Origin of the sequence: Levilactobacillus sp. FUA 3915 (genome assembly GCF_044053135.1) — a bacterium.
Classification (GTDB): Bacteria; Bacillota; Bacilli; order Lactobacillales; family Lactobacillaceae; genus Levilactobacillus; species Levilactobacillus lanxiensis.
This window is the reverse complement of record NZ_CP168704.1, coordinates 2,985,435-3,012,260: the sequence shown is the minus strand read 5'-3', so window position 1 is coordinate 3,012,260 and position 26,826 is coordinate 2,985,435. Positions and strand designations below refer to the sequence as shown.

Annotated in this window: 22 protein-coding genes; 16 read left to right on the top strand and 6 right to left on the bottom strand. The window is 52.3% G+C overall.

Annotated elements, in window-relative coordinates:
• The first annotated feature begins 7 nt into the window (after positions 1-7).
• On the top strand, positions 8-1,333 hold the full coding sequence (locus ACEPST_RS13955; RefSeq protein ID WP_204120866.1) for a glycosyltransferase family 2 protein: 1,326 nt from the start codon (positions 8-10) through the stop codon (positions 1,331-1,333).
• Positions 1,334-1,622: 289 nt separating this feature from the next.
• Positions 1,623-1,946, top strand: coding sequence for a MazG nucleotide pyrophosphohydrolase domain-containing protein (locus ACEPST_RS13950; protein WP_204120865.1), 324 nt, complete (start codon positions 1,623-1,625; stop codon positions 1,944-1,946).
• Positions 1,947-2,008: 62 nt separating this feature from the next.
• On the opposite strand, the gene ACEPST_RS13945 is transcribed toward ACEPST_RS13950, so the two are convergent.
• Positions 2,009-2,575: a class I SAM-dependent methyltransferase gene (locus ACEPST_RS13945; protein ID WP_204120864.1), complete on the bottom strand. Its 567-nt coding sequence runs from the start codon at positions 2,573-2,575 to the stop codon at positions 2,009-2,011.
• A complete protein-coding gene (locus ACEPST_RS13940) occupies positions 2,576-3,214 on the bottom strand; it encodes a phosphatase PAP2 family protein (RefSeq protein ID WP_204120863.1) in 639 nt (212 codons plus the stop codon). It lies immediately after the preceding gene.
• 1,086 nt (positions 3,215-4,300) lie between these two features.
• Between ACEPST_RS13940 and leuS the strand changes: the two genes are divergently transcribed.
• The 4 genes from leuS (at position 4,301) to ACEPST_RS13920 (ending at position 9,021) form a co-directional block, all read left to right on the top strand.
• Positions 4,301-6,730, top strand: coding sequence for a leucine--tRNA ligase (gene leuS / locus ACEPST_RS13935; RefSeq protein ID WP_203645375.1), 2,430 nt, complete (start codon positions 4,301-4,303; stop codon positions 6,728-6,730).
• A gap of 429 nt (positions 6,731-7,159) precedes the next feature.
• Positions 7,160-7,918 (top strand): hypothetical protein, encoded by a 759-nt coding sequence (locus ACEPST_RS13930; protein WP_204120862.1) that lies wholly within the window; start codon positions 7,160-7,162, stop codon positions 7,916-7,918.
• Between the two features lie 10 nt (positions 7,919-7,928).
• Positions 7,929-8,600 (top strand): ATP-binding cassette domain-containing protein, encoded by a 672-nt coding sequence (locus ACEPST_RS13925; RefSeq protein WP_204120861.1) that lies wholly within the window; start codon positions 7,929-7,931, stop codon positions 8,598-8,600.
• A 22-nt stretch (positions 8,601-8,622) separates the two neighbouring features.
• Positions 8,623-9,021, top strand: a complete 399-nt coding sequence (locus ACEPST_RS13920; RefSeq protein ID WP_204120860.1) for a hypothetical protein — start codon at positions 8,623-8,625, stop codon at positions 9,019-9,021.
• A 638-nt stretch (positions 9,022-9,659) separates the two neighbouring features.
• Here ACEPST_RS13920 and ACEPST_RS13915 read toward each other — a convergent pair.
• A complete protein-coding gene (locus tag ACEPST_RS13915) occupies positions 9,660-10,424 on the bottom strand; it encodes a flavodoxin family protein (RefSeq protein WP_203645361.1) in 765 nt (254 codons plus the stop codon).
• Positions 10,425-10,959: 535 nt separating this feature from the next.
• Complete coding sequence (locus tag ACEPST_RS13910; protein ID WP_125765809.1) at positions 10,960-11,280, bottom strand: hypothetical protein; 321 nt, start codon at positions 11,278-11,280, stop codon at positions 10,960-10,962.
• Between the two features lie 227 nt (positions 11,281-11,507).
• On the opposite strand from ACEPST_RS13910, the gene ACEPST_RS13905 reads away from it, so the two are divergent.
• Positions 11,508-13,148 (top strand): putative polysaccharide biosynthesis protein, encoded by a 1,641-nt coding sequence (locus tag ACEPST_RS13905; protein WP_204120859.1) that lies wholly within the window; start codon positions 11,508-11,510, stop codon positions 13,146-13,148.
• A 15-nt stretch (positions 13,149-13,163) separates the two neighbouring features.
• Positions 13,164-13,850, top strand: coding sequence for a 16S rRNA pseudouridylate synthase (locus ACEPST_RS13900; protein WP_395390448.1), 687 nt, complete (start codon positions 13,164-13,166; stop codon positions 13,848-13,850).
• Between the two features lie 407 nt (positions 13,851-14,257).
• Here the strand turns inward: ACEPST_RS13900 and ACEPST_RS13895 are convergent, their stop codons facing one another.
• Complete coding sequence (locus tag ACEPST_RS13895) at positions 14,258-15,085, bottom strand: NAD(P)H-hydrate dehydratase (protein WP_204120857.1); 828 nt, start codon at positions 15,083-15,085, stop codon at positions 14,258-14,260.
• Between the two features lie 297 nt (positions 15,086-15,382).
• On the opposite strand from ACEPST_RS13895, the gene pepV reads away from it, so the two are divergent.
• The gene (gene pepV, locus ACEPST_RS13890; RefSeq protein WP_204120856.1) at positions 15,383-16,783 is read left to right on the top strand and encodes a dipeptidase PepV; all 1,401 of its coding nucleotides are present in this window, start codon (positions 15,383-15,385) and stop codon (positions 16,781-16,783) included.
• 30 nt (positions 16,784-16,813) lie between these two features.
• Entirely contained in the window at positions 16,814-17,320 is a 507-nt protein-coding gene (locus ACEPST_RS13885) for a universal stress protein (RefSeq protein WP_203645344.1), read from the top strand.
• A gap of 118 nt (positions 17,321-17,438) precedes the next feature.
• On the opposite strand, the gene ACEPST_RS13880 is transcribed toward ACEPST_RS13885, so the two are convergent.
• Complete coding sequence (locus ACEPST_RS13880) at positions 17,439-17,762, bottom strand: PepSY domain-containing protein (protein ID WP_203645342.1); 324 nt, start codon at positions 17,760-17,762, stop codon at positions 17,439-17,441.
• 786 nt (positions 17,763-18,548) lie between these two features.
• On the opposite strand from ACEPST_RS13880, the gene ACEPST_RS13875 reads away from it, so the two are divergent.
• From ACEPST_RS13875 to ACEPST_RS13850, 6 genes are all read left to right on the top strand, one after another.
• The gene (locus ACEPST_RS13875; RefSeq protein WP_395390447.1) at positions 18,549-18,881 is read left to right on the top strand and encodes a thioredoxin family protein; all 333 of its coding nucleotides are present in this window, start codon (positions 18,549-18,551) and stop codon (positions 18,879-18,881) included.
• Positions 18,882-18,904: 23 nt separating this feature from the next.
• Positions 18,905-19,543 (top strand): YtpR family tRNA-binding protein, encoded by a 639-nt coding sequence (gene ytpR, locus ACEPST_RS13870; protein WP_204120855.1) that lies wholly within the window; start codon positions 18,905-18,907, stop codon positions 19,541-19,543.
• Positions 19,544-19,739: 196 nt separating this feature from the next.
• Positions 19,740-22,895 (top strand): DNA translocase FtsK, encoded by a 3,156-nt coding sequence (locus ACEPST_RS13865; protein WP_204120854.1) that lies wholly within the window; start codon positions 19,740-19,742, stop codon positions 22,893-22,895.
• 135 nt (positions 22,896-23,030) lie between these two features.
• On the top strand, positions 23,031-24,362 hold the full coding sequence (murC, locus tag ACEPST_RS13860) for a UDP-N-acetylmuramate--L-alanine ligase (RefSeq protein WP_203638807.1): 1,332 nt from the start codon (positions 23,031-23,033) through the stop codon (positions 24,360-24,362).
• A gap of 309 nt (positions 24,363-24,671) precedes the next feature.
• Positions 24,672-25,343: a nicotinamide riboside transporter PnuC gene (gene pnuC, locus ACEPST_RS13855; protein ID WP_239064490.1), complete on the top strand. Its 672-nt coding sequence runs from the start codon at positions 24,672-24,674 to the stop codon at positions 25,341-25,343.
• A gap of 153 nt (positions 25,344-25,496) precedes the next feature.
• A complete protein-coding gene (locus ACEPST_RS13850) occupies positions 25,497-26,201 on the top strand; it encodes a Bax inhibitor-1 family protein (protein WP_203645328.1) in 705 nt (234 codons plus the stop codon).
• The last annotated feature ends 625 nt before the right edge of the window (positions 26,202-26,826 follow it).

Here is a 26,826-nt window from a genome sequence, read left to right as displayed (position 1 = left end):
AGGTCCCATGTTTAACGTCTTTATTGATAGCATTTTAAAAGCGACGCTGGGGCAGACCCTGCTGAACATCTTTCTGTTGATTCTCTGCCTGTACCCGGTAGTGGGGTCGTTCTTCTGGTTTGCGGGCGCGCTGTCGTATCGTTTTTTTAAGACCAACAAGCGCGACTACGACTGGGAAAATATTCCGGTGGATCAGCAACCCATGATCACCATCATGATTCCGGCGCATAATGAAGAGGTCATGATTGAAGAAACCATCACGTACCTGTTTGACCAGCTGAACTATGATAATTTTGAGGTGCTGGTGATGAACGATGGCTCCAGCGACGATACCGGAGCCATCATTGCCCGCCTGCAGGAAAAATACCCGCGGCTGCGGACCGTTGAGATTTTAAAAAATAAAGGGAAGGCCCACGCATTTAACATCGGCATGTACTTTGCCAAGGGCGAGTACATTCTAAGCAACGATGCCGATACGATTCCCGAACCCGATGCATTGATGAAGTACATGAACTTTTTTATGCGCGACCGGGATATGAACACCTCCGCCGTGACCGCCAACATGGACGTGCAGAACCGCTCCAGCCTGTTGGGCAAATCGCAAACGGTGGAATTCACCAGTATCGTGGGGGTCATCAAGCGCAGTCAGACGGCCATCAACGACTCGATGTACGCCTACAGTGGGGCCAATACCCTGTATAAGAAGGACTTTCTGATCGACGTCGGGGGCTTTCGGCAGAACCGGGCCACGGAAGATATCAGTATCGCTTGGGACCATCAGATGATTGGCGCCGTACCGCGGTTTGCCCCGAACGTGATCTTCCACATGAACGTGCCGGAAACGATTCGGGACCTCTACAAACAGCGGAAACGCTGGGCACAGGGGGGCACCGAGGTCTGGCTGACTAATATTAAGAAATTTGTTTGCCATCCGATTCAACACCGCTACCAGATTTCCATGTTCGTGGACTCCACGCTCTCCATTTTGTGGTCGTTTTTCTTCACGCTGACCTCGCTGTCATTTCTGGCAACCATGGCGATGTTCCTGTTTACCGGTAACTACGAGCGGGTCCTCCATGGCATCGTGATTTCATTTATCTTCGTGACCTTTGAAATCTTCGCCGGCTTCATGCAGCTGCTGGCGGCACTGCTGCTGGATCACCACGGTATTAAGCTCAAGTACATCCTGTTTGCGCCGCTGTACATGCTGTTTTACTGGATGGTCAACCCGATTACGGTCGTGATGACGTTCATCCCTGCCTTGAAAACGATTCTAGGCTTTGGCTCGGGGACCTGGGTCAGTCCGAAACGGAAGTCGTTGCAGAAAAAATAAGCGTGGGACAAAGGGCGGTTAGTCGGCGAGCATGAAGGCTGCTAACCGAATAATCCTGGTCTTGGATTGTTTGGCTAGCAGTTTTAAGCGGAACCGGCTGCCTTTTTGGCGCACGTTTCGGCTATATAAAATAACAACGAGTCTGGGGAAATCTCAGGCTCGTTTTTACGTGAAGCCGCCAACCGCTTGGTATAACTAAATTTGTAAGACGTGGTGGGTTGCCGGGAGCAAGCACTATGGTATTGTTAGAGGAACGACAAATTTTCACGGCAGATAGGGAGGTCGTCACATGGATATTGATGAACATCAACGGTGGTTAGTGGACTTTTACAAGCAACGGAATTGGTATGATTACTCGCCCTTCATCCATCTGAATTTCTTGACGGAAGAGGTCGGTGAACTGGCGCGGGCGGTTCGGGCCATTGAGATTGGGCGCGACCATCCCGGCGAGGCGCACAAGTCGTCGGCCGTTTGGGAAGCGAACCTACAAGAAGAGCTGGCGGACGTCTTGGATCAGGTGTTGATGGTCGCCAGTCAGTACGACGTCGACCCGCAGCAGTTGTTGCAGGCCAGTCAGGATAAACTGACCAAGCGATTTCACACCGAAAAATAACTAGTGCAACGAAAAAACGTTAGCCAACGGTCCCCGGTGGGGATGGTGGCTAACGCTTTTGCTTACCGCCGTTCAATCGCGAGCAGGAACGGCGGCGTATGAATTTGATTGATAAAGCCATATTGCAGGACCTGATACGTCTTTTGCGGCAGTGCCTGGCAGAAGTCCACCACGGCCTGGCGCTCTGTTGGGCCACCGGGATGACCGGCGTAGACGACCAGGATGATGCGTCCGCCGCGAGGTAGATGGGGCAGCAACGTTTTCACCGCGGCCAACGTGGTTTCTGGTCGGGTGATGACGGATTTGTCACCACCGGGCAGGTAGCCCAGGTTAAACACGGCCGCCGTAACGGGTTCGTCGGGGTCTAGAAACTCACCGACGTGTTCGTGGCCGGTGGCGTGGAGCTCGACCTGAGCGCCGAGGCCAGTCAAGGTTAATTGTTGCTGGGTCGCGTCGAGAGCGGCCTGTTGAATGTCAAAGCCGATGACGCGGCCAGTCTTACCGACCAGGTTGGCGAGAAATAGGGTGTCGTGGCCCTGACCAACGGTGGCGTCAACCACGGTCATGCCGGGACCAACGATTTCAGTTAAAAGTGTATGACTATAAGTTAAGGCACTTGGTAAATTCATTTATAACGCATCTCCATAACGGGTTAAGAACCACTGGGTCAAAGTCAGGAGGACAAAGCCGAGCGACCAGCCGCCAATCACGTCGGTCGGGTAGTGCACGCCCACGTAGATTCGCGTCAGGCCAATGATGGCAATCCAGATACTCAGTAGGAGCGTCACCACCCAGCGCGTGTTTTTATGTTGGCGCAACGACCAGCCCAGTAAAATAATCAGCGACCCCCACAGGAGCATGGCCGTAATGGAATGACCGCTGGGAAAGCTGTAAGAGCTAGCACTTACGAGACGGTCAACCGTGGGCCGCGGCCGTTGGACCAGGTGTTTGATCACGCTGTTACCGATACCCGCCCAGACCAGCACGTTAAAGGCCAAAAATAGAGCACCCCGGTATCGCCGAAGAATAACCAGTGCGGCAATCAGCAGTAGTGTGACCCAGGTCACGGGCTTGGGATTGCCGGAGTGGGTGATCCAGATAATGGCGTGCGTCAAGCCAGTGGGCAAGGGTTGTCGAATCCAACCAATAATCAGCTGGTCAAACGCCTTGAGCCACGACTGCTGGAAGACGACGCCGAAAAGGTCAATAAGGAAGAGAATTCCCGCGGCCCAGGTGAAGCGCCAGCGGGTTTGTGAAATGGTCGTCAAAAAAGGAGACCTCCTGTGAAATAGAATCATGACTTGAAGAGCTGACCAAGGCTGATGTGAAGGCGTGGTCAGTCCTTTTAATAATAATTTCAGTATAGCACAGGGGGGTCACGAATAAGCGACTGAGTTGATTGCCTATTGAAAAATTAATATAGGCTGGGATTCAAATATACTGGGGATGAAGGACAGAGGAGCAAAGGAATCGGTGGTTAAAGTTGACAAGTAACGAAAAGAAACCATTAACCTTGAAGTCAGGAGAACGGGGTTCTGACGCCCTAAACTAGTGTACGCCGCAGGACCGGTGAAAATGGACTCAGCCGTGGGAATTACCTTAGCGGCGATCTTAGCCGCTTAGGTAATTGCTGTCTTTGAGACGTGGCAGCGGCTCAAAGTAAGGTGGAAGACCGCATTATGGCTTCCACCGGTCGCCCACAGCGTCACGGCCCATTTTCACCGGCTCGGAGGCATTAACGCAAAGTACAAGAAAACTGGCAATCAAGATTAATTACGCGTTGAAATAGCGGATGTAGACGCAGGAAGCCAGAGATGGAGCCAGCTGTGTCGATGGTGTTGGCTGGGGTTCTTTCCCAGCCTAGACCATGGGGCGACCTTGGAAACTCGTGGTTCTTAACGAGGTTTCAAGGCGAACCGGAAGCCCGTTTCTCAGGCTGGAGGTGTCCCCCACAGCAGGCGGAATCTCTGGAAGCCGGAGTCGGCAGTTCCCGCTATTTCAAATGGAATTATTCGCGGAAATGGCGGGGTTGCCCTTGCTTTTCGCGAAGGGGTTTGCTAAGATGAAAACAATCTGATTAAGCAAAGACGTTGATGAGAAGTAGTAGTTTGACAGGGTATTCAGCAAGCGGATGGTCGCTGTGAATCCGTTACCCGGTCGACGAACTTGTCTCGGAGTCTTCTCCGCTGCAAAGTGGGCGTTTGGCGACGTTATCAGCCGTTAATGAGCCTCGGTACAAGACCGGGGAAATGTAGGTGGTACCGCGCTGACACGCCCTACAGAAGCTGAATTTTGGGCTTCTGGGGGGCTTTTTTTGTGGCTCAACGTTGAAATTGAGAAAGGGAGCGAACAATTTGGCATACGAACACCAAATAATTGAACGCAAATGGCAACATTACTGGCGGGTCAATGAAACATTCAAGACCTCTGACAATCAAAGCAAACCGAAGTATTACGTGATGGATATGTTCCCATACCCTTCAGGTCAAGGACTCCACGTGGGTCATCCCGAAGGTTACACGGCAACCGACATCATGGCCCGCTTGAAGCGGATGCAAGGCTTCAACGTCTTGCACCCCATGGGCTGGGACGCTTTCGGTTTACCCGCTGAACAATACGCCTTGAAGACGGGGCACAACCCGAAGGACTTCACCGCGCACAACATCAAGAATTTCAAACGCCAAATCCGCTCACTTGGGTTCTCTTATGACTGGAGCCGCGAAGTCAACACGACTGACGAATCCTTCTACAAGTGGACGCAGTGGATCTTTGAACAAATGTACAAAAAGGGTCTGGCTTACGAAGACAAGATCATGGTCAACTGGGCGCCTGATTTCATGGGTGGCACGGTTGTGGCCAACGAAGAAGTTGTCGATGGGAAGACGGAACGGGGTGGCTATCCCGTTTACCGCGTCCCAATGCGGCAATGGGTTCTGAAGATCACGGCTTACGCTGATCGTTTGCTGGATGACTTGGACGACCTGGATTGGCCGGACAGCATCAAGGAAATGCAACGTAACTGGATCGGCCGTTCCGAAGGGGCCAGCGTCTTCTTCCCAGTTGCTGGGCAAGAGGACACCAAGGTCGAAGTCTACACGACGCGTCCTGACACGTTGTTTGGCGCAACCTACATGGTCTTAGCGCCAGAACATGCCCTGGTTGAAAAAATCACGACACCGGAACACGCCGCCGAAGTCAAGGCTTACCAACAAGCCATTGACAGCAAGTCTGACTTGGAACGGACTGATTTGAATAAGGACAAGACCGGGGTCTTCACCGGGGCTTACGGCATCAACCCAATGAGCGGCGAGAAATTGCCAATCTGGATTGGGGATTACGTGTTGTCTTCCTACGGGACTGGGGCCATCATGGCCGTGCCTGCGCATGACGACCGGGACAACGAATTTGCTCAGAAATTCAACCTGCCAATCGTGCAAGTGATTGCTGGGGATGACGATACCGACGTACAAGCCGCTGCCTACACGGGCGATGGCAAGCACATCAACTCCGACTTCCTGAATGGGTTGAACAAGAAGGACGCCATTGCTGCGGCCATCGACTGGCTTGAGGAACACAAGGCTGGTCACAAGAAGGTCAACTTCCGCTTGCGGGACTGGATTTTCTCCCGTCAACGTTACTGGGGTGAACCAATTCCTGTCATTCATTGGGAAGATGGTGAGACCACGTTGGTTCCCGAAGACGAATTACCATTGAAGCTGCCAGCAGCTAAGCAACTCGAACCTTCTGGGACAGGTGAAAGTCCACTGGCTAACCTGGACGACTGGGTCAATGTCGTGGATGAGAATGGGCGTAAGGGTAAACGTGAAACTAACACCATGCCACAATGGGCTGGGAGTTCATGGTACTTCTTGCGTTACATCGATCCACACAACGACGAGGCCATTGCCGACCCTGAAAAGCTGAAATACTGGATGCCAGTCGACCTCTACATTGGTGGAGCCGAACATGCCGTACTGCATTTGCTGTACGCGCGGTTCTGGCACAAGTTCCTGTACGACCTCGGTGTTGTACCAACCAAGGAACCTTTCCAGAAGCTGGTTAACCAAGGGATGATTCTCGGGACCAACCACGAAAAGATGTCCAAGTCTAAGGGGAACGTTATCAACCCCGACGAAATCGTTGACAAGGTTGGGGCCGACACCCTGCGTTTGTACGAAATGTTCATGGGGCCATTAGAAGCTTCCAAGCCATGGAGTACGGAAGGTATCAACGGTTCCAAACGTTGGCTCGACCGTGTTTGGCGTCTGTTGATCGATGACAACAACCATCTGCGCGACCGGGTCACGATGATCAACGATGGTACGTTGGATAAGATCTACAACCAAACCGTTAAGACGGTGAGTGAAGACCTCGAAGCCATGCGCTTCAACGTGGCCATTTCACAATTGATGGTCTTCGTCAACGAAGCCTACAAGGCCGACAGCCTGCCATTGATCTACATGGAAGGTTTCGTCAAGATGATTTCCCCAATCGTTCCTCACATTGCTGAAGAACTTTGGGCCTTGATGGGTCACGACGACACGATTTCCTACGCCAAGTGGCCAACGTACGACGCCAAGCAATTGGTTGAAGACGTGGTTGAATTGGTCGTTCAGGTCAATGGTAAGGTCCGGGCCCACTTGAAGGTGGCCAAGGACGCTGCTAAGGACGATATCGAAGCCCAAGCTTTGGCTGATGAGACGGTTAAGACCCATACGGATGGCAAGACGGTTCGGAAGGTTATCGTCGTCCCAGGCAAGCTCGTCAACATCGTCGCCAACTAATTTCAACATCTGTCCTTGCCGCCTCGGCGGTCAGGGACGCCACCCCTATGGGGACCGACCGAAGCCACAGAGCGGTCTTCGGTCTCGGTTCCAAGCCGCACAGAACGCGTCTTGCAACACGTCCCGTATTCTAAGACCGGAAAAATCGCCGGCCTAAGAATACCGACACAGGGGTTCTGTCCCTGGCCGCCTTCGGCTAGGACTGTGCGTTGAAATGACTAGGTGAGCGTTGTATCAGTTTTAGCGTTTTTAAAAGTGCCCAGTATAACTAGGTTAATCCCAGTTTATTTGAAAACTTAAGTGTCAGTCACTTTCCTAATCAAAGGTGGCTGGCACTTTTTGTTTGGCATGGCGGATTTGATGTGGATAATGAGGGGCACCACTGCAGATCTTCTGTTTGACTGTGGGGACAATAGGGAGGGATTCAGAATGTGGCGAAGGTTGAAGATTCTTAGTCGCTTTGAATTGCGACAAACTTGGAATGAAAAAGCGATTCTCTTTTACACGTTGGTTGCGCCCACGATTTATTTTGTGATTGCGACCGTTAGTTCTGGTGGGCATCCATTTGGCTTACACAACGTGGCATACCAATTACTGAGTTATTGGGCATACATCGTTCTGGTTGGCGTACTGAACGGTTTTCAGTTTGGGCTGATTGGGATGCGGGAGAGTAACTTTTTAAAAATGTTTACGATTATCGCCGGCGACAAACGGTTGATTTTCTATAGCAATCTGGTAGTCCAAATTGTGTTTATTCAGATTGAAATCGTGGTGTTTGACATCATCGTGGTGCTGTTAAACCCAGCCTCACTGAGTCTGGTACCCTTGATGGTGGGCGGTTTCTTGATGAATTTCCTGTTGATCCCAATCGTGGCCGGCTTCACGAACTTTATCTTAATGCTGCCAATCAAGCTCAACGTGGTGTCACTCATGATGATGGGGTACATTTTCCTGGGGATGCTTCTGATCAATCTGCCGTTTAATCCGGATTCGGCGTTGGGCATCGTTTTGACGGCCCTGAATCCCTGCAATTACATGATTGTGGCGTACGGGATGCTGTTCAATCTAATGGGACCGGCGACCGGGCTGATGCTGGGCGTGTTGGGTGTCGTCGCCCTGTTCTACCTGGCCGTGGGCTTCTACCCCGTCCGGCACATGAAGCTACAATCATACACCAGTCGCTATTAGGAGGCGCACCATGCAAATTGACAATTTTTCGTACCAGTTACCCGATGGTCGCCAACTATTTGACCATTTAACGGCAACGTTTGAACCGGGCAAGCTCAATATTCTCTTAGGCGTGAACGGCGTGGGCAAGACGACGCTCCTCGATTTTATTGCCGGAGTCAGCGAGCAACGCCACTTACCATTCACCGGCTTCCCGACCATGCAGCGGATTGCTTATCACATGCAGGGCGCGCCGTTCACTGGGACCGCCACGGTTTTTGAGACGATTAAAATGATGGCGGACCTGGATCGACCCGCAGAGAATTTTCAAGTCGACCAGTTACCTGAAAATCTGCAGGTGATTGCGCAAACGCGACTGAAAGATTTGTCGGGCGGTCAGCGGCAGTTGGTCTTGTTGGCGGGGGTTTGTCAGCTGGAACGCGACCTGTATCTGTTCGACGAGCCGGAAAGCGGACTGGACGTGAAGGTGGCCGTCGCGGTTATCGACCAGATTAAACAGCTGGTCGCCCGGGGCAAGACCGTCATCATGACGACCCACCAGTTCCGCAATCTACCAACGGAAAACGTCCACGTCTTGGTCTTGGCGGGCCAGTGCATCGCGTTTAGTGGCAGCCCGGCCGAGTTGATGGCCGAGACTGACGCCGAGACGCTGGAGGATGCTTATTTGAAAACGGATGCCTAAAAATTGGGGGGGAGGCACAGCGATGATGCAAGATTCAAAGAGAGTGTTTATGACATTGTCGGCCACGGAACTGGCACAAATTGATTTGTTGATCGACCAGGGAATCGTGCACTCACGCACGGAATTCATCCAGCGGGCCATCAAGCAGGAACTACTGGCCAACCGGGCCATCATTCAAACGGTCAACGCGGAAACGTTTCATGGCCGCTCGTTAGAAACGCTGGTCGGCAACTACACGTACACCGATCAAGACATCAACGACCGTCTGCGGCGGAAGGGTGCCAGTCAGCTGTTCATCGTCGGGCGACTGGACCTGACGCAGATTCGGCAGGAAGATAACTTGTTTCGGGCCATTAAGTCGTTGACAGTCGTCGGTAAGTTGGTGGCCAGTGCGACGATTCAGGCGCATTATGAGGACTAGCAAAAAGGGTGATGACAGCCAACCGGCCCAGTCATCACCCTTTAGTGTATGCAATTATGGTTTAAAACTGTTGCCTCGGGGCTGGTGAAAATTGCGTCGGAACGCGGTGCTGTCCGTTCCCGGCGGCGGGCTCAAAGCGCCCTGCTGTGGGGTCGGTTCCAGCCTGTGGGGCGGGCTTCCACCTCGACTTTGAGCCGAAGTACGGTCTCAAAGGTTGCCCCATGGGCTAAGCTGAGAAAATACCTCAGCCAAGGCCATCGACACAGCTGGTCACTTTGGCCCGCCTCTGGTCACTAACATCTACCGGATTGCCTCATTTTCACCAGTTCTGCGGCTGACATTGGTTTAACCCGTGGGTTGCCTACCTAACAATACCGTCTGAAAGTTGTCTAAATGGTGTAGATGTTACCCCTAAAACGGGGAAAAGCCGGGGCTCAGTCTGTGTCAGCCGTGAGGGCCGGTCAAATGGACTCAGCCGTGGGATTTCTAGGACGGTGATTTACCGTTCTAGAAATGGCGACTTTGAAACGCTGATTTTGGCGGTTCAAAGCGAGGCTAGAGACCGTCCTTTGGCTCTAGCCGTCCTGCCCACCGCGTTCCGGTCCATTTGACCGGCCCGGTAAGGCGAAGTCAAAGACTTAACGCCGGCGGTGACGGACGAAGGTGAAAAAGTGCAGGATGCTAGCCAGCAGCACATAAAAGATCACCACAAAAGTTGCGTACGTCAGCCAGAATTTGCCAGCCGCAAAGACCCCGAACCACCAGGCTTGCAGGCCCATGGTGATCAGCGCCATGATGGCAATCATAAAGAATAAAAGTATGTAGCGTTTCAACGTGTTATCATCCTTTCGTGGCCGGTCAGCGATTTTCTTGCCCCAGCGCTGGCATTCGGCAATTTTTTCTGGTCGGGGCGCGTGGGTCCCCCAGGTTCCGGTGCCGACGAACTCGCCGACCTTGATCAGACCAGCTCCGGTTAAGATGCGGTCAATCGTGACGAAAGTTTGGTCGGTGATGCCGGTGAAAAAGTTCTCCGTGGAGCTGATGAAACAGGTGGTCATGCTTAAGTAATGTTTATCCTTATATTTGCCGGGCAGCGTGTCGGCCACGGAATTCATTTTCACCAAACGGAACCGCATGCAGTCGAAGAACTGCTTCATCACGCCAGACATGCCGCCCCAATAGGTTGGTGCGCAGACAATCCAGAAGTCACTGGCTGCCATCTTGGCCTCAATTTCATCCAATGCCGGGCAGGCCTGTTCCTTGGTGTCCGGGTAAATGTCATAGTCCCGAAGAAACACGGTCTCTACCTCAGCCGAAGCGGGCAGGGTATCTAAAACAGCCTGTAAATAGCCAGCGGTGATGCCTTGCCGCTCGTGACTGCCTAACAATGCTAAATAACGCAAATAAATCGCCTCACTTATCACTCATTCTCAATGTAATAAAAAAGTCGTCACACTAAGTCATTCACAGGATAAGTATACCGCATTTAGAAACGGATAATCCTCTGAAAGACTGACTTAGCAGGCGATAAGGCGCTTTCAGTGTTGCGATTTTTTTGCTCAGATTCAAGGCCGGAGGAGGCCGTACGCACTGCTTGGCAGTGGACTACTAGTGAACAACCTGGTCGGCCGATGACGAGTTTAGACGTGCATGCTAGTGAAAATGCGTGGTCGATGTCAGTGACCAGAGGCGGGCCAAAGTGACCAGCTGTGTCGATGGCCTTAGCTGAGCGATTTTTCTCAGCTTAGCCCATGGGGCAACCTTTGAGACCGTACTTCGGCTCAAAGTTGAGGTGGAAGCCCGCCCCTCAGGCTGGAACCGGCCCCACAGCAGGGCACTTTGAGCCCGCCGCCGGGAACGGCAAATCAGAGCCCCCATTTTCACCAGCGTAAAAAATAAACCCTGTCGGCCAACTGGCTAACAGGGGAGAAACAAAGACTAAAGAATTTCAGTTAAAATAGCAAAGAACCGATGACTGACAACGGCTTCTTGGCCGCTCTTAGAGAGTTGATAGTTTAATAAATGCCGATCGAATTCGTGGAAGAAGACGTTGGCCATTGTTTGATAATCACTATCATTCGTCTGATCAATACGCTTAAAGCTGCGCCACGTGGAATAAATTAACTGGGCATCTGGAATCGATGCTAACTCTGGGAAGTGGGCCCGAATACTCTTGGTCATCGTTACGACCTGTTTTGCTCGTTCTGGTGACATCTGCATCTTCGGTGCTGCGCTGGAACCAGCTGTTGCCTGCGTCATGTTGGCATTCCTCCTTGAATAATTACTGTTTCTCGACTAATTCAAGCATACCACTGTTAGTGGCATCCGGTAAGCAAGATGCTGAGAAACTACCGATTATCACGAAATCTTTACCGAAACCTGATATTTACTAGGGAAATCCTATGGTATAATGTTTGTTTGATTAGCTCGGCCATTTTCGGGTCGGGACAAACGATGAATTTTAGAAATTGAAAGTAGGGTGTCAAATGGCGGCAAGGTCAAATCAAACTGGAAACCAAGGAAGTGCGCAAGACCAAATGGTTGCCGGGTCGGCGTGGATGACGGCGGGGAGTATTTTTTCGCGGATCCTCGGCGCCGTGTACATTATTCCCTGGAACATCTGGTTCGGTGCATTTTATCTACAGGGTAACGCGCTCTATGGGAAGGGTTATAATATCTACAGCTTCTTCCTGATTGCGGCGATTGCCGGGGTGCCTTCGGCGATTGCCAAGCAGGTGGCCCACTACAATGCCCTAAATGAATACGGGATTAGTGTCCGACTGTATAAACGGGGACTGGAAATTGCCATTGTTACCGGGATTTCCATCGCGCTGCTGATGTACTTTGGGGCGCCACTCTTTACCGGGGGCGATGCGCACCTGGTGCCGGTCCTGCATTCACTGGCCTGGGCCATCCTGATCATCCCCACGATGAGCCTGACGCGGGGGTATTTCCAAGGCTTCCAGCAAATGGCGCCGTCAGCGATTTCCCAATTCGTGGAACAGCTGGTTCGAGTCGCCTACATGCTGATCACGGCCTTCATTATCATGCGGGTCTTAAATGGGAACTGGGTCACGGCCGTGTCGCAATCTACCTTTGCGGCAGCCATCGGGGCCTTAGGTGGCCTGCTGATTCTGGGGGTCTACTACTGGCGTCGGCGGCATTACTTCCGCGACTTGGTTGCCAACAGTAACAACGAGTTAGTGGTTCCCGCCAATCAATTATATAAGGAAATCATTGCGCAAGCCGTGCCCTTTATTGTCTTAGGGGCCGGTATTACCATCTTCCAATTGATTGACCAGTACACCTTTGCACCCATCATGCACATGGCCGGCACCTACACGGATGCCCACCTGAACGACTTATTCGCGTTGTTCGGGGTTAACGCCAATAAATTAATTATGATTACCATTTCACTCGCGTCGGCCTTGGCCGTGACGGTTGTGCCGTTACTGTCCGAGTCTTACACGCGGGGAAATAAGGCTGAAATTTCTGCGCAATTATCGAACGCGTTTTTGATGTTTGAATTCGTCATGATTCCTAGCGCGTTGGGGATGGCCGCCATTGCCAGTCCCCTGAACCTGGTCTTCTATGGCCGGTCACACGCCGCGTTGGCCGCCTCCATCCTGGCATTCTCGTCATATCTGTCGATTTTGCTGGGCCTGTACACGGTGGTTTCCGCACTGATGCAGGGGATTTCGCAAAATAAACGCGCGGTCCGGTACTTCTTAGTCGGGACCGTCGTGAAGTTTATTGTCCAGTGGCCGCTGGTTTACTTCTTTGGCGCCTTTGGACCACTGATTGCGACCGGGATTGGCTTTACCGTGACCTGTTACCTGATTATTCATTCGCTCGATGTGCAATTTGGGATTAACTTTGCCCACATTGCCAAGAAGACGAATGGGATTTTGTTGACCTCGATTGGCACCTACGGGTTAGCCCGTCTTGTGGCTTGGATTGGCGCGTTCAGCGGCAGTCAAGGCCGGGTCGTCAACTTCTTGATTGTCATGGTCGCGGTCATCGTGGCCGGTTATTTCTACGTGTACGTCGTTTTACGAACCCGGTTAGCGGATTCCATCTTGGGCCCACGAATTGCTGGGCTCCGGCGGCGCTTGCACATTCGTTAGAGGAGGCAAAGTGCGATGAACATTGAACGTTACTTAACGGAACATCGTCAGGGCACCCCGAGGCAGATTTTCCGGTTGCTTCGGCAGGGCCGGGTCACCGTCAACGATTTGGTAGTGGACTCGCCCCGTGAAAACGTGGTTGCGACCGACCAAGTCCGCGTCGATGGACTAGCGGTCACGGGCCGGCAACCCCAGTATCTGGTGTTTAATAAACCGGTGGGGTTCGTTTTAAACCTGGAGCCGACCAGTCAACGCAGCTTGGGCAGCCTGCTCAACGCGTTAGACCAGCAACGGACACTCAAAGCCTTGGCGGATTTGCCCAAGGAAGCGGTGGGGTTGGTCGTGGCCAGTGACGATGAGCACTTCTTAGCCGACGTGACGGCCCAGAACTGGGACAGCACGTTGCAGGTCAGTCTGAGCGGGACAACGGTGCCCACGCTGACGACGAATGCGGCGTTCAAACAGGTCACCTCAAGCGTGGACCAGGTCCACCAGAGTGTGACGCTGACGTTGGTAACCAGCGATGTACCGGCAGGGATTGCGGCGTTGTCAGCCTTGCCAGGCGTGAACGGCCCGGTCAGTCGCACGGCAGTCGGTCCCTTAGCGTTGCCAGTAGATTTACCAGTCGGCACGTACCGCGGACTCTTCGCCACGGAAATTGATGCGGTGAGTTCGTTGGAAAAGGTAACGACACAGAATTAGACTTAAGAATCATAAAAATAGGACTGATTAGCAATTCCCTGGGGGAAGGCTGATCAGTCCTTTTCTATATGTGATAAGTTTGATGTGCATAAAGTGTTTATTTTTTTAGCCGGTCTGAATGACATAATGAAAATTCTTGACTGGAATAACGGTTAAGTGTAGAACAACGTCGATTGTTAAACAGTTGAAAATAAGAAACACTAAGTCAGTGACCAGAGGCGGGCCAAAGTGCCCAGCTGTGTCGATGTTCTTGGCTGAGTGGTTTTCTCAGCCTAGAACATGGGACAACCTTTGCGACCGTACTTCAGGCGCAAAGTTGAGGTGGAAGACCGCTCCTCAGTCTGGAACCGGCCCCACAGCAGGGCGCTTTGAGCCCGCCGCCGGGAACGAACAGCCAAGCACACCGTTTACTTAGCTTCATGCCGTTTCATAAACGTGGGGAGGGCCGCCGCAATCTGGCTAGGCAACACCACGTACTGCGTCTGTGCCAGCTCTTCGGCGATGGCACTGTGGCTGTAGACCGCGGCGCAGACGGCGGGGTCCGTGGGATGGAACTGAGCCACGAAGCCGCCAATCATCCCCGCGAGGGTGTCGCCCATCCCACCGGTAGCTTGGGCAGGCGTGCCCAGTGGATTGACATAGGTCTGGTCCGCCGTGTAGATTTCAGTCCGGTGCGATTTGACCACCACCGTGGCGTGTAACTGATCCACGGCTGCCCGGTTGGCAGTTGCCGTTTGGTCCGCGATGGCGATGCCACTGAGTCGTTGCCATTCCATCTGGTGTGGCGTGAAAATCAAATGGGCTTGTGGCAACGACAGATGATCCTGGGCAACCAGTGTGATGGCCGACCCGTCGATCACCAGCGTCTGTTTGGACGTCACGGCACTAAAGACGTTGGCCAAGACGGCTTGGGCCTGGTTATCCGTCCCAAGACCGGGGCCAATGACGACCACGTCGGTCCCCTTGATCAGCGATTGCGTTTGGGCAAAGTCCGTGATGTCCGCGAACATGGCCTCGGGTAATCGCGCGTGCAGACTACCTTGATTGCTGGCGTCGGTGATGGTCGTGACCAGTCCCGCGCCGGCGTACACGGCTGCGGCGCTCGCCATTAGGATGGCACCGCCAAAGTTGCGGTTGCCGCCAATCAGGGTGATGCGGCCATAGGTGCCTTTGTAGCTGTCAGCCGGTCGCTGACAAATCGTATCGGTTAAGATTTTTTCGGTTAAAGTTTCCATGAGTGGGCCTCCTCGTTCACCAATTCAGTATAGCACGGCCGGTCACAGGCGCACGTGTCAAATCAACCGGAACGGGACACAACGACTTAACCGACTGAATTGAAAATTTACACCGTGAAATTGGCTTACAATTGCGGGGCGGTATGCTAAAATTGACGGTAGGTCACTGAGTGGGCGTTGCGGCAATGAGCAGCAGTTTTTCGGCTGATTGGACCACGCAAATTGACAGCGTTATTTTAAATGACCCGCATCAGTGATCCGGACGTTAAGTCCCAATAAAATGAAGGAGGTCCAATCATGGCAATTGATTGGCAAAAGCTATCTGAACAGTACCAAGAGGACTACCTGGCAGACCTAACAACGTTGGTCGGCATCGATAGTGCTCGTGATGATTCACAGGCCACCGATGAGTACCCACTGGGTCCCGGTCCGGCTAAAGCTTTGATTGCATTTTTAGGCTTAGCACAACGCGACGGATTTAAAACGAAAAATTTAGACAATTTAGTCGGTTACGTCGAATTTGGTGAAGGGGATGACACCTTAGCCATCCTTGGCCATGCCGACGTGATGCCCGCTGGTAAGGGTTGGCACACGGATGCCTTCACACTGACGGAAAAAGACGGTAACCTGTACGGTCGGGGAACGTCTGACGACAAGGGGCCTTCACTGGCTGCTTACTACGGCTTGAAGATGTTGAAGGACCAAGGCATCTTACCTAAGATGAAGATTCGTTTCATCATTGGGACCGACGAAGAAAGTGACTGGACGGGGATGAACCACTACCTCGACCTCGAACCAGCCCCAACGCTGGGCTTCTCACCCGACGCTGAATTCCCTCTGATCAATGGTGAAAAGGGGAACGTCACCTTCACCACGACCTTTGCTGGGACCAATGGCGACGCGGATGCCCTACAAGAATTCGATGCTGGGCTACGGGAAAACATGGTGCCCCGGGATGCCGAAGCCATTGCCCAAGTTGCCAATGGTGACCAGGTTGTGGCTGACTTTAACAGTTTCCTGGCTGACGCGCCCGTTACCGGTGAAGCTTCTGTTGAAGCCGATGGCGTGCATTTCCACGTGATTGGGAAGGCCGCTCACGGGATGGAACCTAAGAACGGTATCAACGCCGGGACTTACCTGGCAACCTTCCTGAACGGCTTGAATTTTGGTGCCGACGCAGCCGATTTCTTAGACCTGCTAGCCAACCAGTTGCATGACGATTCACGGGCCAACAAGTTAGGCATCGCCTACACGGACAAGGTCATGGGTGACTTGACCATGAACGTCGGGGTTCAAACCTTTACCGCCAACCAGGCAGCCTTGATCAACACCAACTTCCGTTACCCAACTGGTACCGGTGCAGCGGACATTCAGGCTGGTTTAGCGAAAGCAACCGCTGACATGAACGTTGAACTCAAGCAAGGTCGCGAAATGGTGCCACATTACGTTGATCCAAGTGACCCAATCGTGGCCACGTTGATGGACGTTTACCGGCAACAGACCGGCGACATGGATGCCCAACCAGAAGTTGTGGGTGGGGGCACGTATGGCCGGCTGATGAAGCGTGGTGTAGCCTTCGGGGCCTTATTCCCCGGCACGGCTGACACGATGCATCAAGCCGATGAATTTCAACCCAAGGCCGACCTGTTAAAGGCGATGGCCATTTACGGTCAGGCCATTTACGAGCTGACCAAGTAAGCCACCGAATCTGGCGAAGGAGTGAGAGAAATGGCCGCAGAATACAAGCGTATTTTAGTGGGGGTCGACGGTTCCCGGCAGGCACGGCGGGCGATTGATAAAGCGATTGCCGTTGCCGTGCGGAACCAAGCTGAACTGATCATCGTCACGATTATGAGTGGCGGAGATTACGTGGGCTTGGGAAGCGACACCCAGGTTGGTTTCGGGTACGTCGATCAACAAGTGATGGACGAAGCCCGTCAGGATCTGGAGGCCACCGTTGATAAATATCGGCGCAAGGCCCAAGAAGCTGGCGTAAAAGAGGTCGTGACCTCCGTGTTCTATGGGCACGCCAAGGTTGATTTGGCCAAGACCTTGCCTAAGGAATATCAGGCCGACTTGATCATGCTCGGTGCGACCGGGGTCAACGTGGTCGAACGGATGTTGATGGGATCCACGGCAAGTTACGTGGTTGCCAACGCTATCTGTGACGTGCTGATTGTGCGGACCGATATTCACAACCAAGCCAAGAGTTTGAAGACCTTACCAACTGATTAAGTTTTAGACAAATGAAAAGGACGAAAGCCGAGAAATGGTTTTCGTCTTTTTTAATTTGAGTAGTAAAAAAGCGTTAGCTAAAGAAAATAGTCAACGCCAAGATTTATTCAGGTTAAGATTACAGCCGGTGAATGTCTAAGACACTCCCGGTTTCGGCATCGGCCACGAACTGGTACTGAACCAGCTGGTCGTCTTCATAGCGGTTGATGCCGCCATAGTAAACGCGGGACTTTACCGCGAATTTTTGAAAGGGAACCGCGTGCTTTTCAATCCAAGCGCCCTCGATGGGGGATTCTTGCCGGAATTGGCGTTTGACCTGTTCCAGAATGTCATCTGGATTGAGCCGGTTAGCGCCGAATAAACGCGTGACGAAAACGCCCATTAAACCGCCGAGTACACCGGTGAGACTTAGTTGATACAATTGTCCGTTTTTAGCAGTCATACTACCGCCTCCTACATCATTAAAATTATGGGCAAGTCAGATGGTCAACTGCCTCCGGAATGGTGAAAATAGGCCGGGACACGGTGGTTTGTTCGTTCCCGGCGGCGGAGCAAGGTGCCCTGCTGTGGGGAACGGTTCCAGCCTGAGAAGCGGTCTTCCACCTCGCCTTTGAGCCCTAAGTTCGGGTCTCAAAGGTCGTCCCATGTTCTAAGGTGAGAAGAGCACTCGCCTAAGAACATCGACACAGCTGGTCACCTTGCTCCGCCTCTGGTCACTAATCACCGGTTGTCTTAAGGCCAATTTTCACTATTCTGTCGGCCAATACTGACTTTGCTTATGATACATTTTGGGTAGCGATTGGGATTGTCAGTTGACAGGTTTCCGTTGAGAATAATTAGGCTTCACAGCCATTGTCACCAGACACGCAATACTCCATCGCTTCTGCCCCTAGTATAGCAATGATTGCGTGGAAGTTCCCGTAAAAAGGCAGAAATTATCGAAAAATTCGGGTGGCGCTTACAGGTTGCTTGTGAAGCCGCTTGGTTTTAGCTCCAGGAGTGGAAAAATCTGGGGAGAATTTACCACGTCTTTACCCGATTAGCGGTCACGCTGAGCACCCAGTCTGGGCGCTTGCCGGGTTCATGGCGTTGGCTGCATAGGGCGGGTGCCCGGTTAGATTTGTCGTCCCAAACGGCTACGGTCAAACAAAACCCGTGTATATTTTGCCAGTCATGCTATAATGGTTCTTGTTAACTTTCAAAACTAACCTAAAAGGAGTGCTTATTCATGGAACAATTACCCAAGATGACTGCGGCTGAATTGCAAGACGTTGTGAAGGACGGCAAGACGATGTTATTCTTCTCCGCTACTTGGTGCCCCGACTGCGCGTTCAGCAAGCCAGCCATGCCAGAAATCGAAGCCGAATATTCTGACTACAAATTCGTCGCGGTCGACCGTGATGAAAACATTGATTTGGCGATCGAACTCAACGTCTTTGGCATTCCTAGCTTCATCGCTTACGAAGATGGCAAAGAAATTGGCCGGCTCGTGAACAAAGATCGTAAAACAAAAGCAGAGGTAGAAGAATTTATTAATTCTTTGACGACCAACGCCAACTAAAACCCGTTGGAAAGGATTCAAACATGTTAATTGCTAGTTACAATCCCCAAGAATTAGGGGATACTTTAATTGTTGTTGTTGCGCAGGATGTTGAGACTCAGGCCCACACGGTGCGGGACAACATTGCTCGGATCTACGACGCCGCAACTGAAAAAACGTTAGGCTACAACTTCTTAGAGATTTCGAGCATCTTACCCGAAATCAGTGGCAATGGTCAAATCGACCTGTCCGCCGAAGACGTTGCGGCTTTAAACACCGCTCTGGAAGCCGCTGGCTTTGCCGGTGAACTGGTTGCCGAAACCAGCTCACGCTTCATCGTGGGTTACGTTAAGACGGCCACGCCACACCCCGATTCCGACCACTTGCTGGTCACGGAAACGGTCGTTGACAACGATGAATCACTTCAAATCGTGAGTGGCTCACCGAACATGCAGGCGGACATCAAGGTCGTCGTTGCCAAGGTCGGCGCCATGATGCCCAACGGTCTGATCATTTGGCCGGGCGAGCTGCGGGGCGTGGCCAGCAACGGGATGATTTGTTCCGGTCGCGAATTAGGCTTGGCCAATGCCCCACAAAAACCAGGGGCCTTGATTTTGCCCGATGATTACGTTGTTGGGGAACCTTTTGACTTCGAACGGGGCCAAACCATCTTTAAAGATTAAGAAGATTATTACAAAGCAGGTGAACCCTTGTCGGTGACCTGCTTTTTTGTGTACAATAGGGGAGACTAACAATTATGGATTTTATGAAACTAAAAGAGAGATTCAGGGAATGAGTTAAGTGGCCGCTAGGTTGGCGGCGTCTCCTCCCAGGAGTCATTAATTTCGACGGGTCCGCTCGTCAAGGAGGAAGAAACACATGGAGCACTATGATGGACCGGCATTTTATCGAAAATTTCCGGTAGAACCGACCCCTGAACAAATGGATGATACCACGGATGAACGGTCTGAACGACAGGTGCGGCTCCGTAAAGAACGCAATGACCGGTTACGTCTTCGCCAACAGCGCGAGGAAAAACGGGAAACGGCCGCGCAGAGTGCTGCCCAGGCCGTGTTACATCAAACTAAACAACCCAACCGACCAACGACGACCAAGCCAACACCGGCGCCGACGGCCAGTGCCCCAACGCCGGAAGAGGCAGCCGCGGCGGCTAGCGCAAACTACCGGCCCTTTGCGGTGACACAGATTCCCAAGCAACGGTCGCGGGTTTGGCAACCGGCCGTTTTGCGCAAACGCTATCAGCGGCTAATCGCTAGTTTTCGCAAGGATGATGCTAGTTTCCTGTTATACGGGACGGCGGCGGATGAAGCCGCTCTCAATGCACCGGCGACGGACACCCCTGCGAGTCAGGCGGCCCCAACGGTCATCTTCACGCCGGATAGCGCGGCAACCGCGAGTTCCCAGGCCGTTACGGTTCGCTCGACAGCAGACGTGGTCGTGCAACAACCAGCCACCACACCGGTCGTTCAAGCAGAAACGGCCGCTAACAGTGCCGCTGCACTGAGCACTGAACCAGCTGATTTAATCGCTGCTACTGTAGACGAAACAACACCAACTGACGATACCACCGTGGCTGTAGCAGAAACGGCCGTTGATGAATCGACGCCTCTTACTAGCGAGACATCAGATGAAGTAACCAGCACTGAGTCGTCAGACGTGGATGAAGCGCCGGTAACGGATGAGTCACAAGTAACGACAAACGACCCAGAGACTGACACGCTAGACTCATCTGAGGCAGCGTCAGAGTCAGTTGCTGATAACAATAATAATGAAACCGAAACCGTTGATGCTGCGGAAACAACGACAGTGGCTGCCGCACCAACTGAGACTGTGCCCACAACTGATCAAGTGACCGGTGAAGCCGAGACGGCGGATGTGGCAATGGAGGCGAACAATTCGACGACCACTGAACCAACGGAGGTCGTGGAACCCGCACCAACTGAGATTTTCTATCCGGAACAGCCAGCTGATACGGCCACTAGCCAGGCCTATTTACCCGTGGACAATGAGCCCATGCCGGTAGGGGAGGCGACTGATGCCGTTGTCAGTGACAGCGAAACCGGTACCAGTGCGGCATCGGCGGACCCAGCTGATAGCGTCAAGGACGTTGCCAAAGCAACTGAGCCTGTTGAGACGCCAGCTGACGAGGATGAGACAGCTACAACAGCCGAAGAGACTGCTGTGCCTGAAACGCCTGCAGAGCCAACGTCAATGGCCTCAGAAGCCTCAACCACGGCACAGCCAACCGAAGTGACGGAACTTTTGCGGCGGGCCGAGGCACCAGAATCAGCAGCGGCAGCCACGCCAGAGTCAAATCAGACGGCTGCGGAACCAGAAACGGCTACTGGGGATGACGACAATTCGGCCCCGGTTGAACCTGAATCGACCGCTAACGCCACGCCACAGCCAGCTAAGCCAGTCATTAAGGCTAAGGCCAAGCCAACGCGCGGGTTGGGCCACTCCCTAGGCGACATCATGCAAGAGGAGGGAAATGACCAACGCAACCTGGCTCTCTTTGACCGGCCCGCAGCCACGCCTGCACCGGCAGAAGAAGCCACGCCAGAACGCGGCTACCATTTCCCAGATCTCTCACTCTTGCCAAAGCCGGTGGTACCCGATGAAGAAGCCTTGGATGAGTGGATCGAACACCAAGCCGAGGTCCTGGACGCCACGTTGAGTGCCTTTCATGTGGATGCCCACGTGACCGACTGGACGGTTGGGCCTACCGTGACGCAGTTCCAGATTAGTCTGGCACTGGGCGTCAAGGTTAACAAGATTACGAACTTAAACGATGATTTAAAATTGGCCTTGGCCGCTAAGGATATTCGAATCGAAGCGCCAATCCCCGGGAAGACCACGGTCGGTATCGAAATTCCAAACGTGAAGTCACGCCCAGTCATGTTATCAGAAATTTTAAATTCAGCTGCTTTTAAGAATAGTGAGTCACCATTGACGGTGGCCCTCGGGGTCGACCTCTTTGGGAAACCACAAGTGACCGACCTGCGGAAGATGCCACATGGCTTGATTGCCGGGGCGACTGGCTCCGGGAAGAGTGTGTTCATCAACTCCCTGCTGCTGTCTATCCTGTACAAGGCCACGCCAGCCCAGGTCAAGCTCTTATTGATTGACCCGAAGGCCGTGGAAATGGCGCCGTACGACGCGTTGCCACACCTGTTATCGCCAGTTATTTCCGACCCCAAGGCCGCTGCGGCAGCCCTCAAGTGGGTCGTCACGGAAATGGACGAACGGTACGAGAAACTGGCCGCAGCGGGGGTCCGCAACATCGAGCAGTTTAACGACCGCGCCGATGCCAACGACGAACCGAGCCTGAAGATGCCGTACATTGTGATTATTATTGATGAATTGGCCGACCTGATGATGATGGCCGCCAGTGAAGTCCAAGATTACATCGTGCGGATTACCCAAAAAGCCCGGGCTGCCGGGATTCATTTGCTGGTCGCCACCCAACGGCCAAGTGTGGATATTGTCACGGGGACCATCAAGAACAACATTCCAACGCGGATTGCGTTCATGGTTTCCAGTCAAATCGACTCACGGACCATCTTGGACACGGCCGGTGCCGAAAACCTGCTGGGTCGTGGGGACATGCTGTACCTGGGCAACGGGGCCAGTCAACCGATGCGGCTACAAGGAGCCTTCGTGGAATCCGAAGTCGACGGGGTCACTGATTTCGTGCGGACTCAGGGTCAACCACACTACGCCTTTGAACCCAAGGGCTTGCTCCAACGCGAAACGGCCGAGGAGAACCAAGACGAATTGTTGCCGAAAGTGCTTGAATATATTGCGCAAGAAAAATCGGTTTCAACGTCTAAGCTCCAACGGGTCTTCTCCATTGGCTACAACCGGGCTGCCAATTTGATTGACGACCTCGAGCAACACCACTACGTTTCACCGCAACACGGCTCCAAGCCGCGTGAAGTTTACCTGACACCAGAAGACTTGGGTAAGGACTTGCCGGAACCACACGACCAGGGTGCACCATTTTCATCTTAGCTTGAACAGGCCTCACCGTCTTTCTCCGCCGACTTCTTTTAAGGGGTGGGGGGATATGCTAAAATGAATAGAGAGTCACTCGGCCGGTGAGGGGTATCGGAGCCTTACCGAAAGAGTAGAAAAGAGGATCATTTGATGGATAACGCAACGGTTTACCACTTTGTTGGGATTAAAGGATCAGGGATGAGTGCCCTCGCTCTGATTTTGCACGATAAGGGCTTTAAGGTTCAAGGGTCAGATATTACCCAGTACACGTTTACGCAACGCGGGCTGGAACAGGCTGGCATCGACGTCATGGCGTTTGATGAAGCTAACATTCACGAAGGGCTGACAATTATTGCCGGTAACTCCTTCACGGATGATCATCCTGAAATTAAAAAGGCCCGGGAGATGGGCTTACCCGTCTACCGGTACCATGAATTCTTAGGTCACTTAATCGAAGGCTATACCAGCATTGGTGTTGCCGGTGCCCATGGGAAGACCAGTACGACTGGTCTGTTGTCACACGTGTTAAGCGGTGTGGCCCCAACCTCTTTCTTAATTGGTGATGGGACTGGGAAGGGGACGCCTAACGCCCGCTTCTTCGTTTACGAAGCCGATGAATACCGGCGTCACTTCCTGGCAACTAAGCCAGACTACGCCATCATGACGAACATTGACTTCGATCACCCCGACTATTACACGGGTATCGATGATGTTTACAGCGCCTTTGAAACCTGGGCTAACCAGGTCAAGAAGGGCATCTTTGCCTGGGGCGATGACCCTGAGCTGCGGAAATTAAAGACGGACGTGCCAGTCTACTACTACGGGACTAGCGACCGCGATGATTTCCAAGCCAAGAACATCAAGCGTTCAACGACCGGTTCGAACTTTGACGTTTACCATGGCGATGAATTCTTAGGCAACTTTGAAATCCACCTGTACGGCGAACACAACGTGCTGAACAGTCTGGCCGTCATTGCCGTGTCCTACTTTGAAAAGGTCAACATGGATGAAATCAAGCATGAATTGGCCGACTTCAAGGGTGTTAAGCGTCGGTTCACGGAACGTAAGTTAGCTGACATGACCATCATTGATGACTACGCGCACCATCCATCTGAAATCAAAGCCACGTTGGATGCTGCTCGGCAAAAGTATCCGGACAAGGAAATCATTGCGGTCTTCCAGCCACATACGTTTAGCCGGACGATTGCCTTGATGGATGATTTCGCTAAGAGTCTTAACTTGGCCGACAAGGTCTTCTTGACCAACATCTTCAGTTCTGCCCGGGAAACTGCCGGCGCGGTCTCCAGTAAGGATTTAGCTGCCAAGATCGTTAAGGGCGGCGAAATCTTAACTGTCGACAACATGTCGCCATTACTGGACTTCCATGACGCCGTTGTGGTCTTCATGGGTGCCGGGGACGTGCAAAAGTACGAACGGTCTTACGAAGAATTACTGAGCCATTTATCACTTAAAAACAACTAAATTTATGGGACGCTGGTTGGCGGAATGTCGCTGACTGGCGTCTTTTTTATTGGAAAAATTATGGCGATTGAAAACTGTAAACGAATTCTAAGCGAAATGAGTGGGTTGCCGAAACACTGATGGGACAGGCGATGAACGGACTTAATCCATTAGTTAGATATGAGTTGCACTTCGGCTGAGAACCTGTATTCTAATAACTTAAGGGCTCAGGGGAGTCCAATTTATTTTGGGGAGAGAATGCAAGTGAATACAGCAACGCAGCACAATTGGTGGTACAACCAGTTATTTACCAACTGGAAAAAGTTTGAAATGATTTATGTGTCGATTTTGCTTTTGTTACAAGTCGTGGTCTACGCGATTGTTCCAGATAGCATTATCGGGATGATTTCTGGGGTTGGGGGCGTCTTGTGCCTGGTCTACGGGATGAAGGGCCGCAAGATTTCATTTATTTTTGGCTTCATTCAATGTGTCGCCATGACTTACGTCGCTTGGATCAGTCACGCGTATGGGTCGTTTGCAATGGATATTATTTATGTTATTTCGCAACCCATCGGCTGGTATATGTGGGGCCATGATGAGGCCACGCGGTCATTTAAGAAATCGACCCGGAACTGGATCTTTGCGGCGGCCTTTGCAGCCTGGGCAGCCGGGTGGTTGGTGCTGTCCTTATTACACGGACAATTGCCTTACTTTGATTCCGTGAACTTCGTGGTCAGTTTGATTGCACAGCTGCTTTACATCTTAAAGTTCAAGGAAAACTGGTCGTTGTGGATCGTGGTCAACGTGGTTAACGTCGCTTACTGGGGAATCTTAACCTTCCAGATCATGACGGGCGCCACCAATGTCGGGACACTGGGCGCCAACCTGTCACAGGTGGCCTTACAAATCGCCTTGCTCTTCAACGCGGTCTACGCCAACAAGGTTTGGGCGAGTGGTGAGGCTGACAACGAGGGTGGTGCCGGTCAGTCATCGAGTAAGTAGTGGTTAGTCATTGGCGTGTATCCTTTAAAATCTGAACACATTACTTGTGTTTACTATTAGATTTGGTAAAATGTATTCTAATAACCCGCAACTAGTCGGCCAATGGTGGTTGACTAAGCCGGGAATTGATTTGAAAAAAGAAGGAGCGTTTCAATGAACAACTATGATCAGCAACCCCGGACGACGGTAAACACTGAGGTCGGCCTCAACAGCTTCATGACTAAAATGTTTGGCTGGATGGGTGCGGCCGTGTTGGTCTCTGCTGTGACGGCATTCATGATGACCCCCATGGCTTCACAACTCAGTAATCTGCGTGGTGGAAGTCTTTGGATTCCGCTAATTGTCTGGTTTATCTTGCCATTCGTAATTAGTGGGCAGTCCATGAAACGGCCAACTGTTGCCTTAGTTGGGTTGTTCGTTTACGCGGTCGTTACGGGCGGTGTGATTTCCTTGTACGCACTAGTCTATACGCCGGCAACCATGACCGCCGCCTTCGTTTCTAGTGCCGCTATCTTCATTACCATGGCGGGTATCGGAACCTTCACCAAGCGCGATTTAACCAAGATTGGGACACAGGCAACCGGCGCTTTGATTGGGTTGATCGTGGCGATGGTTGTGAACATGTTCTTGCGTTTGCCACTGGCTTCCTTAATCTTCTCGTTCGTTGCCGTGATTATCTTCGCGGTCTTAACCGCTTGGGATACGCAACGGATGCAAAAGATGTACCTGCAATACGGTGACCAAGTCTCTACGACTGGGCTGGCCGTCAACGGGGCCTTACAACTGTACTTGGACTTCGTTAACTTATTCTTACAACTCTTACAAATCTTCGGTATCTTTGGTGGGAACAACGACTAAGGTTACTGACGGGAGCACTGGCGAAAATCAGCCAGTGCTTTTTCTTTTGCCGTGAAAATGGGGTGGCTTCGTTTTCGTTCCCGGCGGCGGATTCAAGGTGCCCTGCTGTGGGGCCGGTTCCAGCCGAAGGGCGGGCTTCCACCTCAACTTTGAGCCTGAGGGGCGGTCTCAAAGGTTGTCCCATGGACTAGGCTGGAAAACGACTCCAGCCAAGTCCATCGACACAGCCGGGCACCTTGATCCACCTCTGGTCACTGACATGGTGCACGCATTTTCATTCTCTTCGCGGTGGTTTTGAGGTGGAATTATGCAATTTTCTATGGGGAACGACTCTAGCCTGAGAAGCGGTCTTCCGTCTCGCCTGAAAGCCTGGAAGATCACCAGTCTCTCAGGTCGTCCGGTGGCCAGCTTGGCCCGCCTCTGGTCACTGACATGGCGCACGTATTTTCACTCTCTTCGTGGTTGCTTCAAGGTGGAATTATGCAATTTCTTTTGGGAATGGTTTCAACCTGAGAGACAGGTCCCACCTCGATACTAGGTTAATTGTTAGTTCAGAGATGGATAGTCGATTACCTGATTTAGAATTCAGTTTGACCAAAAGTAATCGCCTCCGGCTAACCAGTTT

Coding starts and splice junctions, on each gene's coding strand:
- ACEPST_RS13955 (WP_204120866.1), top strand. CDS start 8: ATGTTTAACGTCTTTATTGATAGCATTTTAAAAGCGACGCTGGGGCAG.
- ACEPST_RS13950 (WP_204120865.1), top strand. CDS start 1,623: ATGGATATTGATGAACATCAACGGTGGTTAGTGGACTTTTACAAGCAA.
- ACEPST_RS13945 (WP_204120864.1), bottom strand. CDS start 2,575: ATGAATTTACCAAGTGCCTTAACTTATAGTCATACACTTTTAACTGAA.
- ACEPST_RS13930 (WP_204120862.1), top strand. CDS start 7,160: ATGTGGCGAAGGTTGAAGATTCTTAGTCGCTTTGAATTGCGACAAACT.
- ACEPST_RS13925 (WP_204120861.1), top strand. CDS start 7,929: ATGCAAATTGACAATTTTTCGTACCAGTTACCCGATGGTCGCCAACTA.
- ACEPST_RS13920 (WP_204120860.1), top strand. CDS start 8,623: ATGATGCAAGATTCAAAGAGAGTGTTTATGACATTGTCGGCCACGGAA.
- ACEPST_RS13910 (WP_125765809.1), bottom strand. CDS start 11,280: ATGACGCAGGCAACAGCTGGTTCCAGCGCAGCACCGAAGATGCAGATG.
- ACEPST_RS13905 (WP_204120859.1), top strand. CDS start 11,508: ATGGCGGCAAGGTCAAATCAAACTGGAAACCAAGGAAGTGCGCAAGAC.
- ACEPST_RS13900 (WP_395390448.1), top strand. CDS start 13,164: ATGAACATTGAACGTTACTTAACGGAACATCGTCAGGGCACCCCGAGG.
- ACEPST_RS13895 (WP_204120857.1), bottom strand. CDS start 15,085: ATGGAAACTTTAACCGAAAAAATCTTAACCGATACGATTTGTCAGCGA.
- pepV (WP_204120856.1), top strand. CDS start 15,383: ATGGCAATTGATTGGCAAAAGCTATCTGAACAGTACCAAGAGGACTAC.
- ACEPST_RS13885 (WP_203645344.1), top strand. CDS start 16,814: ATGGCCGCAGAATACAAGCGTATTTTAGTGGGGGTCGACGGTTCCCGG.
- ACEPST_RS13880 (WP_203645342.1), bottom strand. CDS start 17,762: ATGACTGCTAAAAACGGACAATTGTATCAACTAAGTCTCACCGGTGTA.
- ACEPST_RS13875 (WP_395390447.1), top strand. CDS start 18,549: ATGGAACAATTACCCAAGATGACTGCGGCTGAATTGCAAGACGTTGTG.
- ytpR (WP_204120855.1), top strand. CDS start 18,905: ATGTTAATTGCTAGTTACAATCCCCAAGAATTAGGGGATACTTTAATT.
- ACEPST_RS13865 (WP_204120854.1), top strand. CDS start 19,740: ATGGAGCACTATGATGGACCGGCATTTTATCGAAAATTTCCGGTAGAA.
- murC (WP_203638807.1), top strand. CDS start 23,031: ATGGATAACGCAACGGTTTACCACTTTGTTGGGATTAAAGGATCAGGG.
- pnuC (WP_239064490.1), top strand. CDS start 24,672: ATGATTTATGTGTCGATTTTGCTTTTGTTACAAGTCGTGGTCTACGCG.
- ACEPST_RS13850 (WP_203645328.1), top strand. CDS start 25,497: ATGAACAACTATGATCAGCAACCCCGGACGACGGTAAACACTGAGGTC.